General features: G+C 24.6%; 10 protein-coding genes. 3 read left to right on the top strand and 7 right to left on the bottom strand.

Annotation, left to right across the window (positions count from 1 at the left end):
• Together U744_RS04310 and hpt are read right to left on the bottom strand one after the other, a co-directional pair.
• On the bottom strand, positions 1–2,881 hold a 2,881-nt coding region (locus U744_RS04310), incomplete at its 3' end, for a DUF1410 domain-containing protein (protein WP_036432029.1).
• Between the two features lie 351 nt (positions 2,882–3,232).
• On the bottom strand, positions 3,233–3,784 hold the full coding sequence (hpt, locus tag U744_RS0103420; RefSeq protein ID WP_025755671.1) for a hypoxanthine phosphoribosyltransferase: 552 nt from the start codon (positions 3,782–3,784) through the stop codon (positions 3,233–3,235).
• Between the two features lie 184 nt (positions 3,785–3,968).
• Between hpt and U744_RS0103415 the strand changes: the two genes are divergently transcribed.
• Both U744_RS0103415 and U744_RS0103405 read left to right on the top strand, forming a co-directional pair.
• Complete coding sequence (locus tag U744_RS0103415) at positions 3,969–5,600, top strand: CTP synthase (RefSeq protein WP_025755670.1); 1,632 nt, start codon at positions 3,969–3,971, stop codon at positions 5,598–5,600.
• 283 nt (positions 5,601–5,883) lie between these two features.
• Positions 5,884–6,777 (top strand): ROK family protein, encoded by an 894-nt coding sequence (locus U744_RS0103405; RefSeq protein WP_025755669.1) that lies wholly within the window; start codon positions 5,884–5,886, stop codon positions 6,775–6,777.
• Between the two features lie 176 nt (positions 6,778–6,953).
• On the opposite strand, the gene U744_RS0103400 is transcribed toward U744_RS0103405, so the two are convergent.
• From U744_RS0103400 to U744_RS0103380, 5 genes are read right to left on the bottom strand one after another with little or no spacing between them, the layout of a single operon-like run.
• Positions 6,954–8,465: a hypothetical protein gene (locus U744_RS0103400; protein ID WP_025755668.1), complete on the bottom strand. Its 1,512-nt coding sequence runs from the start codon at positions 8,463–8,465 to the stop codon at positions 6,954–6,956.
• On the bottom strand, positions 8,452–10,221 hold the full coding sequence (locus U744_RS04870) for an ABC transporter ATP-binding protein (protein ID WP_025755667.1): 1,770 nt from the start codon (positions 10,219–10,221) through the stop codon (positions 8,452–8,454). Before U744_RS04870 ends, U744_RS0103400 begins: the two co-directional genes overlap by 14 nt.
• A complete protein-coding gene (locus U744_RS0103390) occupies positions 10,205–11,071 on the bottom strand; it encodes a carbohydrate ABC transporter permease (protein WP_051449505.1) in 867 nt (288 codons plus the stop codon). The genes U744_RS04870 and U744_RS0103390 overlap by 17 nt, the downstream gene beginning before the upstream one ends.
• A 1-nt stretch (position 11,072) precedes the next feature.
• On the bottom strand, positions 11,073–11,897 hold the full coding sequence (locus U744_RS0103385; protein ID WP_245578676.1) for a carbohydrate ABC transporter permease: 825 nt from the start codon (positions 11,895–11,897) through the stop codon (positions 11,073–11,075).
• A gap of 19 nt (positions 11,898–11,916) precedes the next feature.
• The gene (locus U744_RS0103380; RefSeq protein ID WP_025755664.1) at positions 11,917–13,554 is read right to left on the bottom strand and encodes an alpha-amylase family glycosyl hydrolase; all 1,638 of its coding nucleotides are present in this window, start codon (positions 13,552–13,554) and stop codon (positions 11,917–11,919) included.
• Between the two features lie 237 nt (positions 13,555–13,791).
• Between U744_RS0103380 and U744_RS04305 the strand changes: the two genes are divergently transcribed.
• The coding region (locus tag U744_RS04305; protein WP_036432024.1) for a hypothetical protein at positions 13,792–14,135 on the top strand (344 nt) is incomplete at its 3' end.

Below are 14,135 nucleotides of genomic sequence, written 5' to 3'. Positions count from 1 at the left end.
CAAAAGTGTTTAAATCAAATTCAATACTCTCAATGTAATATGTATTATTTAATTCAAGATCTTCAATATCAAGAATAAGTTTTTTAACATTACCATTGATTTCATATTTTGTTTTATCACTATCTTTGTTATAAACTACCTTAGTGTTATTTTTAATATTTGCTAATACAATTTTTGGTTTATTAGTTTGATAATTAATAAGGTTTTTAGTATCTTCAAGAGTGATAGTTAACTGACGTTGATCAAATCTTGTATGATTGGTTATTTCAGAACTTTCAATTCCAATCTTATTAATATGAATTGGTACTATTTTAAGTTTTTCATTTTTATCTTCATCATCAACATTATTAATATCAAAAATACTATTACCTTTTTTATGATCATCATTATTGCTATTTGAATCAATTTCATCTTCATAAATTCCATTAAGTATTAATTGATCATCTTCTGATAATTTTGGTAAATTATTATCATCAAGTGCAATTTGTTTGTTTCCTTTTTCATCTGTACTAACTATTGCTGGAACTTGAATAATTTCTGATTCGCCTGTTAATGAATTAATTTTCTCAAGCTCAACAAGAACTTTTTCACCTTCTTTTGCAGTCTTTGGTATTTTTGTAATAATGGTTTTACTTTCATCATCATTATCTGAAATTTCTTTATGAATCTCTGGGGTTGGATATTCATAACGATCTTCAATTGGAATATCTTTGTTTTTAACCAATGTATTTTCATGATCATTTTCAGAAACAATTGATTCAATTCTATCTCCATCTCTAAGTGCATCTGCAGGAAGTTCTTGTTTACTTGGATCATTTATATTAGGTTGAAGTGGAATATATTTAATTGTTCCTTCTTTTGTAACAATTTTAGCAGAAGATGGGTTTGGTTTAGGTTGAGAATTAGGGTCATTTGAATCCGCTGGAATAGGATCAATATCAAAAACTCTAGTAATTTCTCCATTGGCATTATCTGATCTTAATAAATTAATTGTCTTATCTTTTTTAGGGGTATTTGCAAAATCTTTAATAACTTTTTCCAAGTCTTCAGCATCCAATATTTTTTGAGCTTCAATAACTTTTCCTATTATGTTATCACCAGGAATTGTGGCTGTAAATTCACCATTTTTATCAGTCATTCCAGGAATTTTAATTTCATTTCCTTTAGAATCTTTTCCAATTAAAATAACTTCCTTGTTGGCATTTTCAGATCCCAATTTAGATTTAATTGTTACACTTTTGTCATATGGATCTTGATTTCATGTTAATTTTGGAAATCCATTTGTTGAATTTTCAATTTCAAATTTATCTTTTTGATTAAATTGATCAATTTCAGATCTTGTTCCTTCAGGATTTATCTTTTCAATTTTCTCTAAAGTAACTGGTCCATTTTCATTTGGAACAGGAACATTAAAAATATAATCACCAAAACTATTTGGATCTTTTTCTGGTTTTGCTTTAACTGTATGTTCTTTTCCATTATCATCAGTGTATGTTATTTCATACTCAGCGTTTGGATCAATTGGATTATTTGGATCACTTACAACTGGAATATGTTGGATATCTTTTCCTTGTTCAACAGTATGTCTTAAATCATGATTTGAAATTTTATCAATATCAGCGGGATTATAAACACTATTTTTTGGATCATCACTATTTTTTACTGACACTAAATCTCAGTTATAACCTTCACCATCAGCTGCTTTAATATAATCAATGGTAGGTAGTTCAACATTTCCATTTTCATCTGCTTTTTTAATAACAGTAATTATTCTTGGTTTACCATCAGGACCATCTGCTTTATAAGTAAATTCAATAACTTTATTTTTATTTTCTTTTCCTACATGAATATAAGGTGTTTTATTAATGTTTTGAGTTGATTGCTGATAATTATCTCTTGGAATAAAGCTTAATGGAATTTCAGTATTACTTTGAGGATTTTTAATTTTAAATTTATCATAATCAATAATTGCATCATGAGGAATAGTTGCTACTACTTCTTCATCTAAAGTTCCATCAGCTTTAATTGGAATTTCAATTGTCTGAATTTCATTATTTTTGTCTTTATAATTAACAAGTAATTTAGAATCTGGATCATGTGGTGTTTCTTTAGAAAGTTGATATTTATTTAAATTATTTTTCTTATCTTTATCATATGTAAGAATTGGTTTGTTTGGAATTGGAAACATTGCAGATGAAGGTTTATCTTTATCAAGTTCTTCACCAGTTGGTGTTTTAAATGAAACAGCTGCATAGCTATCATTTGGTTTTAAAGCAAATTCTGGATCATCAGTTGGTTTGACACGTACAATTCCATTTTCATCTGCTTTAACTTTAACTATCTTTTCTTTACCTTTTGAATTTTTAATTGTAACTTCAATTTCTTTGTTTGCATTTGAAGGTCCTAAATTACGAACAAACTCTAAATTTCCTTTATCATCATAATTAAAAGTTTTGTCAATGGTTCTAGCTTTTACAGGAATTGAATCAACATCAACTAAATTAGTCTCACTCACTGGGTCTTGAAGTTTTTTTAAAACATATTCAGACCCTTCAGGTAATAATGAATGATCAAAAGTAGCAACACCTTTTTCATCAATTGTTGCTTCAATGAAAAACTTATCACCTTTTTCATTTTCAAAAATTGCTTGAGCTTTTCTTCCAGCAAGTTTTGGATCTAAAGGAATAATCATTTTTCCATTATTTTTAAAATCTTTGTAAATTCCTAATTTAGGTATAAGATTTTCATCTTTTCTTTCTGTTTCATGCAAAAGAGCATTGGTGATAGTAAGTCCAACACCAGTTGCCAAAACTCCACCAGCAATCATCACTGGAAGAGCTTTTTTTCTTTTAACATTGCTATCTTTCTTTGTATCAGGCATAATTAATTTTCCTTAAAATTTTTTTAATAAATCTTAATTTTTTAAAAATAGGTTCTCTAAAAAAAAAAAAAAAAAAAAAAAAAAAAAAAAAAACAATTTATTTGGCATTTAATATATCCTTTTTTAGCTTTAAAAATTGTTTTTTGTATTATGTTTTTTAAAAAAATATTTTAGTTATTTTATTTTTAATAAAATACAATAATGCTTAAGAACACTATTCTTCAACATTATATACTATTTTATTTTTTAGAAAAATATGTTTTTTCAAAATTTTTATTTTATATTTAACAAAATATTTGCTTTTTGAAAATAAAAAAGAATCTCAGATGAAAATAAATAAAAATTTTGTTACTAAAGTTCATCTAAATATTTTTTATCAAATATTCCAATGTATGGAATGTTTCTTAATTTTTCTTTAACATCAAGACCAAAACCAACTAAAAATTCATTTGGAGTGATAAAACCAGATTTATCAGGGTGAAATTGATTTTTTCTACCTTCTACTTTATCAAGTAAAGTCAATACTTTTAATGACTTGGGATGTTTGTGCTGAAGTAAATCAAATACTTTCGAAATAGTAATTCCTGAATCAACTATATCTTCAACTATTAAAACATCTTTATTTTTTATGTCATAAGCTAAATCCATAACTACTTTAACTGAACCAGATGAATCAGTTTCCCCATAATATGAGGATAAAACCATAAAATCTAAAATATGATCAACTTGAACATCTTTAATTAGTTGTGCAAGAAAAGGAACACTTCCTTTAAGTAATCCCACAATAACTAAATCTGTTGTATTTTGATAAGTATTATTAACCCAATCAGCTAATTCTTTAATTTTTGTTTCAATTTGTTTTTGAGTGTATAGAACCTTTTTTATTCTTTTATCAATTTTCATTTTCCCTCTTTTTTAAATTTATTTTTAAAATTTTCATTTATTATATATGTTTTTAAAATGATAATAATTTAATTGTATTTGATAATAATTTTGCATTTTTAAAAAATAAAAATGGTAAAATTATATTTTATTAGTTTTTAAAATTAAGTAAAAGTAATTAAATTTAAATTTATGGAGGTTTTTTATGTCGAAATTTATTTTTATCACAGGTGGGGTTATTTCTGGTTTAGGAAAAGGTGTTTCTGCTGCTTCTCTTGGTTTATTATTAAAATCAAGAGGATATAGTGTTTTTGTGTTAAAACTTGATCCATATTTAAACATTGACCCAGGAGTTATGTCACCATATGAACATGGAGAAGTTTTTGTTACAGAGGATGGGGGTGAAACTGATCTTGATTTAGGGCACTATGAAAGATTTATCAATGAAAACTTTTTTAAAGATTCAAATTTTACCAGTGGAAAGATTTTTAATAGCATTTTTGAAAAAGAACGCAAAGGATTTTATCAAGGTAAAACAGTTCAATATGTACCTCATGTAACTAATGAAATAAATTCAGTAATTAAAAATCTTGAAACCAAATACAATTCTGATTTTATTATTGTTGAAATTGGAGGGACAGTAGGTGATATTGAGTCAAATCCATTTATTTATGCCATTTCTGAATTTGCTAACCAACAAGATGAAAAAAAATGTTTTTTTATTCATGTTAGTTATGTACCTTTTTTAAAAACTACCAAAGAATTTAAAACTAAACCTTCTCAGTATTCAATTAACAGTTTGAGACTAATGGGAATTAAAGCTAATATGATTTTGCTTAGATCAGATATAGAAATTAATCAACCAATTATTCAAAAAATTTCTAAACTATCATTTTTAGATGTGCAAAACATTATTTCAGTTTATGATTTAGATAATGTTTATCAAACTCCTTTATTGCTTGAAAATAAAAATGCTGACAAAATAATTTTGCAATATTTTAACATGCCTATTAACCAAAATACTACCCTTAAAGCATGAAAAAAATTTGTTTTAAAAAGTGAAAAACCATCCATTGGAGAAATTTCAATTAAAATGATTGGAAAATATTCACATTTCCAAGATGCTTATAAATCAATTATTGAAGCTCTAAAAATATCTTCAATTTATTTAAATTACAAAATTAAATTAGATTGAATTAATTCTGAAATATTAACCAAACAAAATATTAACAAAAATCTTCATGGATCTGATGCAATTGTTATCTTGCCTGGATTTGGAGCTAGAGGATTTGAAGGAAAAATTTTAGCAGCTAAATATGGTCGTGATAATGATATTCCAACATTAGGAATTTGTCTTGGAATGCAAGCAATGTCAATTGAACAAGCAAGAAGAAAAGGAATGAAAAAAGCAACTTCAAAAGAATTTGCTACAAATGATCTTGAAGAAGTTTATATTCTTGACTTTATTGCTGGAAAAAAAGAACAAGATCAAATAGGTGGAACACTAAGACTTGGAGCTAATAAAATTCATCTAAAACCCAAATCAAAAATATCTAAAATTTACAAAAAAAATACAATTTATGAAAGACATAGACATCGATATGAAATTCAAGATAAATTTATTAAATCTCTTGAAGATGATTCTTTTATTTTTGCTGCTAAATCAGATAAAACAAATTTAATTGAAAGTTGTGAAGATCCAACCAAAAGATTTTATATTGGTGTGCAATATCACCCTGAATTTCATGCAAGACCATTAATGCCTCATAATTTATTCACTGAATTGCTTTCAGAAGCAATTAAAAAACAAAATGAAACTAATAATAAAAATAATTAATAAACATAAAAAAACTTACAAATTGTAAGTTTTTTTATGTGTAATTTGAATCTAATATTTTTTAAATATTCTTAACTTAATAGATCTTTTTATATTTAATCTTTATATTTAAGAGATTTTTAAATAACTAATAAATAAAATGAAATGAAAAATTTATGTAAAAGTTTTTTCAGTATCAATAAGTTCAATTTTAAGTTTATTTTTTTAATTATTAAATTAATAATTAAATTTAATTTTTTAAAAAAATTAATTAAAATTTAATAAAAGAAAAAGGTTAAAAAAAATGAAAAAATATAATTTAGCTTCAATTGATATTGGTGGAACAAATACTCGTTTTGCATTATTTGAAAATAATCAAATTATTCAAAAAATTCGATTTAAAACTGATCAAGAAAATTATCAAATAACATTAGATAAAATTGTCAATTTAATTAATGAATATAAAATTGATGCTCTAGCTATGTGCATTCCAGGGCCTGCAGATTATGCAAATGGAATTATTAAAAATTCTCCAAATTTAAAAGGATGACACAATATTAATATTAAAAAACATTTGCTTTCAAAAACAAACTTAAAAGAAATTGTTTTTGAAAATGATGCAAATGTTATGGCCCTTGCAAATCACTTTTATTTTAATAATAATTCTCAAGGAGTAACTCAGTTTTTTACTATTTCAACTGGTTTTGGTGCTGGATTGATTATTAAAAATGAAATTTTTACAGGTTCTTCAGGTTTTGCCCAAGAAATTGCCCATTTACCTAGTTCAAAATATTACACTTCAAAATTGCACTTAAATTCTTATGCAGCTGAACATTTTGTATCAGGAACTGGAATGCAATTAAGAGCCAAAGCTAAAAATTTAAACTACAATTCAGCTGAAATATTAAAAAACTACAAACAAAATAAAGATTGCACACAGATAGTTAATCAAGCAATTGATACTTTGGCAAGAACAATGGCCATTTCACTTGCATTTGTAAATCCAAATTTAATTGCAATAGGAGGAAGTGTTGCAATTAATAATTGATGAATAGTTGAAAAAGCTATAAATAAATTAAAAAAATTTGTTGATCCTTATCATTTAAAAAATTTAAAAATAAAAAAGGATCCTTTTGCAGATGATAGCGCTTTATTTGGATTAAACTATTTAATTAAAAATAAAATTCAAAAAGTATAAAGCTTTTATTTTAATTTATCAATGTAACAAATTCTAGCTAAAATTTTGAATTTGTTATTATTAAATATAAAAAAATGAGCACTATATTTATATTTTATAGTGTTCATTTTATTTTTGATTTTTACAAGTATTTAAATATTTGTAATTAATTTATTTTTGTCTAAAATATCTTATTCTTATAAATTTCTTTTTTTATTATTTTCAAGATGTTTTTTGTAAAGATCTTCATAAGTATCTTTAATTTTTTCATATGCATTTTCTGCTGCATAACCTTTATTTGACACTTGAGCTAAAATATCATTGTCAGTATTAAATCCATCTGGAAAATTTTGATGAACTCAATTGCCTACATTTGTATCACCTTCATAGTTAGCAGCTGAAGTCAAAAGAGAATTTTGATCTACTGAGTTTAAAATACCTTCAGGAGCATTATATGGACTGATAAATTTAAATACTTTAGATAAATAATTGTATCCTGATTTTGTTTTGTATAGAAATTGCAAAAACATTTTAGCAGTTTTTAATTTTGCTTCATCTTTAGCCAAAGTAGTTATTGCTCATTTTTGAGCAGCACCACGATAAACCATTGCAGTTTGATCAATTTTATTAAAAATAGGTAATGGAAATAATCCTAACTTAATATTTTTATTTGTTCTTTTAACATCTGGTTCGCTAAATGTACCACCTTGAATCATAGCAGTTTGATTTACTGCTAAACTTGCAAGTCCTGAATCCACATTATTTTGTTTTGCTTGATCATCCCCTTCTTGATAACCCATAATCTTAAGAGCGTTTTTTACTGTATTAATCATTTCAGGAGTAATTACTTTATCAGCTTGATTTCATTCATTTTCTTTTGGTTGACTAATAGTTGAAATAGCCCCAGCAATTAAATGTGTTGAAATTGGTCATAAGTATTGTTTTTGAGCTTTTGCTAATGAATAAAAAGGACTGGTTACTCCCTTGGATTTTAAAAATTCAACAACTTTAATGTATCCTTCTTCTTTTAAATCATTAGTGAAAACATAAAGTTTTCCTTCAGATTCAATTGTTCCATTGTAATTGTTATTTTTAATTAAATTAAAATTTGAATTGCTTGCTTTAACTTGAGCAAAACTTTTTCCTTCATAAACTACTACATCTTTTTCATTAAATAAATCTTTGTTGTAAACAACTCCATAATATTCATACACTTGAGGCATAAATTTTTTATTTCCAACTTCAATTGTACCTGGAATATTTTTATCAATTTCTAAAACAATTTTAGCATCTGAATTAATAGTATATTTGTCATGTTTTTCAAATTCAGATTTAGGTTCAATTGCAAAGAGTAAAACATTTCCAACACCACCACTACTTGCAAATTTTTGGGTTAGAATTTCTCCTGGATTAGTTCCATTGCCATATTGAGTAAAACTTAGTTTTGTTCCAAAATATTCATTAAAAGCTTGAATTAAGTCTCCTGATTGATCATTAATTTCAGCTTTTGATCCAATAATTTCCATTGCATCAGTTGAATATCCATCAAATTTAGTTTTTAGTGCTTCAACTGTTTGATCATTTTTCATACTATTTAATAGTTCAGTTTTATTTGTTGAACTATTTGAACATGCTCCTGCAACAGTTAAAATTGAACTTGTAGTTAAAACAGAAGATAGAAATAATAATTTCTTTTTAAATTTTTTCATTTTTTTCTCTTTTCATTTTTTTATTTTTAATAAAGTTTCAAATTGTTTTTAAAACACTAGAATTATGTTTATGTTTCTTAAAATTTTCTAGAATTTGTTTTCTTACTTTAATTTTTTCTTCAGAGTCAAGTCAATTTTCAAGTGCTTGAATAGTTTCTAAATTTAAATCTGATGTAAGAGAAACAGTAGATTGAGTATCAAATATATGAACTCTTGATAAAATTATGAATAATTCAATTTCATCATTTATGCTAAAATCTTCATATGAAGAGGTAATAAAAGTAAATTTGTCATTGGTATTTTCAATTAATGCTTGATACTGAATTTCATTACCTAAAAGTTCTTTATTGATAATTTTTACTTTTAGTTTTGTTTTGTATGATTTAAAAATATTATCATCAAGTGAAAAATCAGTTGGCCTAATTCCAATAGTGATAGTTTGATTGTTTTGAATATTTTCTGTTTTTGAAACTGGTAAATTAATTTTAATTCCATTTTTGGAAATAAATTGATTATTAACATAAATCCCCTCAAGAAAATTCATTGCAGGAGTTCCCACAAATCCTGCTACGAATAAACATGAAGGATTTTTATAAACTTCTTTAGGAGATCCTATTTGTAAAATAAAACCATCAGACATAACTGCTAATTTATCTGACATTGTCATTGCTTCAATTTGATCATGAGTAACATAAATTGTTCCTGAATTTATTTTTTCATGTAATTTTCTAATTTCAATTCTCATAGTCGCTCTAAGTTGAGCATCTAAATTTGAAAGAGGTTCATCCATTAAAAACAAAACTGGATTGTTTACAATTGATCTTCCAAGTGCAACCCTTTGACGCTGTCCTCCAGATAATTCAGAAGGTTTAGAATTAAGATAATTTTCAAGACCTAATACTTTAGCTGCATAATTAACTCGTTCATTAACTATTATATTTTTATCTTCTTTTGAAGCTAATACTTTCATTTGTTTTTTTAATTTAAAAAGTTCATCTTTAAGAATTTTGATATTTTCTTTAAAATTTGGTAATTGACTTTTAATTGTTTCAAATTTTAAAATGTTTGCTTTTTCAAAATTAATTATTCCTTCTAAAAAGGTAATTTTTTCAGTTAATTTTTGAATTTTATTTTTAATTCGTAATGAATTTTTATTACTAATATCAATAATAAGTTTATTTTTTTGATTTTTAAATTTAATTAATTTTTGTTCATTTCTAACTAATTTATTTTTATGAATTTGTAAGTAATTTATATTTTTAATATTTCAATTTGTTTCAGAAATTTTATTTTTTAAAAAATTTATTTCTTTTCAAATTTTTGTAGTATTACCAATTTTCTTTTTATTAGCATTAAGTCCAAATGCAATATTTTTATAAACATTTAGGTGTGGAAAAAGCGCATAATTTTGAAACACCATAGTTAAATTTCTCATTGCCGGCTCTGAATGAGTTACATTTAAACCATTAATATAAATATCTCCTTGATTTGCTTGATCAAGACCTGCAATAATTCTTAATGTTGTTGATTTTCCACATCCACTAGGTCCAAGTAATGTTAAAAATTCACTTTTTTTAACTTTTAAATTTGTTTTGAAAATAGCTTGAAAACCATTTTGATAAATTTTATTAACATTAACTAATTCTAGAATATTATCTTTATCATTTAAAACTTGTTTGTGGAGTAATTCATTTTTCTTTTCAAACAAAAAACTTGGTAATTTAGTTTGTTTGTATAATTTATTTAATTGATCCATTTGTAATTCCTGAAATAATATTTTTTTGCATCACTAAAAAGAAAATAATAATTGGAACAATTAAAATAGTTAATCCTGCCATAATAGCAGTAAAATCTGTTCCATATGTTCCAACTAAACCTTCTTTTAATCTAATAATGGTAGTTGTAGGACTATGTGAATTTGATAAATAAACTAAAAATGGCAATAAAAAGTCATTTCAAATTCAAATTGTATTAATAATAACAATTGTTGAAATAATTGGTTTTAATAAAGGAATAATAATTTTAAAATAAACTCTAAATGGATTGTATCCTTCAACTTTGGCAACTTCTTCAAGTGAAAGTGGAATATTGCTTAAAAATCCATGCATCATAAAAATTGAAATTGACATTCCAAAACCAGTATACATAAACACAAGTCCAAATAAATTTAAAAATTTCATTTTTCCCATAATAGTAATCAAAGGTAACATAATTGCTTGAAAAGGCACAATAATTGTAATCAAAAATAAATAAAAAATTATTTTTGAAATTAATGTTTTTGCTCGTGCAAGTTGTCATGCAGTCAATGATGAGAAGAAAATAATAAAAACATTAGAAAAAATTGTTACAAATAAACTTACAAAAAATGATTCACTTAATTTAAGTGCATGAATTGCATTTTGGTAATTTTCTCCACGAATTGGATTTGGAAGTGCAAAAATATTTTTAATGATTAAATCACCTTGATTTTTAAAAGAAGTATTAGTCATTAATAAATATGGCAAAAGTCACACAAAACTAGCAATTACCAAAAATAAAATTAAGCTTATTTTTAAAGCCTTTTTTCTTGCAAAATTAAATGATAACAAAGAAAACATATTTTTCATTTTAAATTTGAACCTCAAATTTTTTAGTTATATAAACTTGACTAATTGCAATTGCAGAAACAACAATTACAAAAATAAAACTTTTAGCTTGAGCAATTCCAAGTGTTTGACCATATGAACTATTATATGCAGCTGAATAAATATCAAAAGCAATCAAGCTAGTATTGTTATCTCCATTAGTAAGTGCTAAATTTTGATCAAACATTTGAAATGATCGACTAATAATTAAAAATAATACAATAGTTATTGCTGGCATAATTGATGGTAATGTTACATTAAAAAAACTTTTAACTAATCCTGCTCCTTCAATTTTTGCAGCTTCTTGCACACTTTTATTAATATTTTGCAATGCTGCAATATATACCACCATAACATATCCTGCCATTTGTCATGTAAAAACAATTGCCATGGCAAGCATTGCTTCTCAACGATTACCAAATCTTAATGAATGTCCAAATATAGAATCTAAAACTTTATCAAACATTAATCTTCAAAGATATCCTAAAATTAATCCACCAATCATATTAGGAATAAAAAACACTCCTCTGAAAAAGTTTTTTCCCTTAATTTTTTTGTTAAGAATATAGGCAAAACTAAAACCAAATAAATTAACTAAAATTAAACAAGTAATTGAAAAAACAAAAGTGTATCAAATTGAACCTATAAATCTTGAATCTTTTAGTGCTATTTGATAGTTATTAAAACCAATTCATTTTCCTTCAAAAATTAATTGTCCACTAATTCAATCAGTAAATGAAAGTAAAATTCCTAAAATAATTGGAATAACTAAAACAATGCTAAAAATAATTACCGCTGGCAGAACCATTATAAAAAATCATTTTTTACTATACATTTTGATTCTTCTTTAAAATAATTGCTTGTCAAGGAAGCAAAATATCATTTTGATACTGTTGATAATTGTTTAAAAAAACTTTATATTTATTTAAATTTAAAGAATGTTTTTGAATTTTTTGACTTCAATTAACTAAAATAAGCAATTTTTGCTTTTTGTAATTTCTTTTATATGCAAAAATATTTTTGTCTTTTTTAAGAATTAATTCAAAATCCCCTCATAAAATAGCATTTTTTACTTTTGGGTTTTTTCTTAATTTAATTAATTTTTTGTATCATGATAAAACAGAATGTGAATCATTTATCTGAGACTTTACATTAATTGATTTATAACTAGGATTATATGGAAGTCAAGTTATCATTGATTTATTAAATCCACCATTTTCATCTCATGGCATAGGAGTTCTTGCATTATCCCTAGAATACAATGAAGTTACTTTCATATATTCATCATGAGTGATACTTTTATTTTCAATAACTTCTTGAATGTATGTTTTATGATCCATAATATCATTAATTAAATCTAAATTTTGAGTATGTGGAGAATTATCCATTCCAATTTCTTCACCTTGATAAATAAAAGGAGTGCCTTTAAGTGCAAACATTGTTAGTGCCAATGCTTTTGCTTTTTGATCAAAAAAATTAGTTTGTTCATAAACAAAGCGCGAAGCACTTCTTGCTTGATCATGATTGTTAAAATAAAGAGTGTTTCACCCATCTTTAACAATTGTTTGTCATTTTTCAATTATTTTTTTAAATTTAACAAAGTCAAAACCTTTTCAAATTCGATTTCCAACTAAAATATCAAATTCACTATGAACATGTTCAAAATTAATAATTAAACTATAAACTTTATTTGCCAGTGTTGTATTTTTATTTGTCTCTTTAGCATCCATTGCTCCAGATTCTGAAACAATCATAATTTCATCACTATCCTTTCAAAGACTTTGACGAATTTGTTTAAACTTTTCAATTACAAAATTAGTATCATGATTGTACATATCATTCCGAGTAAAAAGATCCAATGGTTTTCCTATTTCATCAAAAGCATCAAACCTAAATCCATCAACTCCTTGATCTAATCAAAACTTCATTATGTCAATAAACTCATTAACAACATTTGGATTATGTCAATTTAAACATGGCTGTTCTTTTGAAAAAACATGTGCATAGTAGAGTCCATTTTGAGCCTTTGTTCAAAACTCTCCACCAAATAAAGATTTTCGATTTAAATTATATTTATCTGTAAAATAAAAGTATTTTAAATATTTTGGATCATTTTTTAGTGCTTTTTGAAATCATGGATGTTTATTAGAACAATGATTTAAAGGGAAATCTCAAATAATTTTAATATCATAATGATGTGCTTTTTCAATCAATTTTTTAAAATCTTGCATTGTTCCAAACATAGGATCAATATCTTTGTAATCACTTACATCATAACCATTATCAATCATTGGAGATTTAGCAATTGGATTCATTCAAATTGCTCCAATTCCTAGTGAATTTAAATAGTCTAATTTTGAAATTAAACCAGGTAAATCACCATTGCCATCATCATTAGAGTCTGCAAATGAACGTACATAAACTTGGTAAATTGTTCTTGTTTTTCATCATAATTCTTTTTTCATTTTGCTCCTTTCTTTTTATTTTTTAAGGATAAAAATATCCTTAATTTCATTATAAAAAAAAAAAAAAAAGAATAATTTGTGGAAAAATTTTTCATAAAATTTGCTAATAATAATTTTTTTCTTTTTTTCTTTTTTCTCAGTATAATGGTTAACTTAAAAATGTATAATTTTATATATATTTATATCTAAAACAATATTTTATTTTATTGATTTTTTAAGAATAAAAGGTCCTACATCGTGAAAAATAAAAAAATAATTAAATTAGTAATAATAAATTTGATTTCAGTTGCTTTAATTGTTTCAGCAGTAACAACTTCTGTGTTGCTTACTAAAAAAGAAAGTAAAAAACCAGAAAATCAAATTGAAAATTTAAAACCTATTAATAATTTAGATCATCAGAAAAATAAGACAAATATTAATATAAATAAAGGGGGGGTAGTTAATAAGTTCAAAGAAAATGACAATGATAAAAATTTAAAAACTAATAAAACAAATGATAACAAGCAAGCAAATAATTCACAAAAAATAATTTCAACCAATAAACTAGAAAAACCTGAGCTTAGCTTGCAAAATAATAAAAA

Source organism: Mycoplasmopsis cricetuli ATCC 35279 (assembly GCF_000526955.1).
Taxonomy (GTDB): domain Bacteria; phylum Bacillota_I; class Bacilli_A; order Mycoplasmatales; family Metamycoplasmataceae; genus Mycoplasmopsis; species Mycoplasmopsis cricetuli.
The sequence above is the reverse complement of the archived record's forward strand: the minus strand, read 5'-3'. Positions and strand labels throughout refer to the sequence as shown.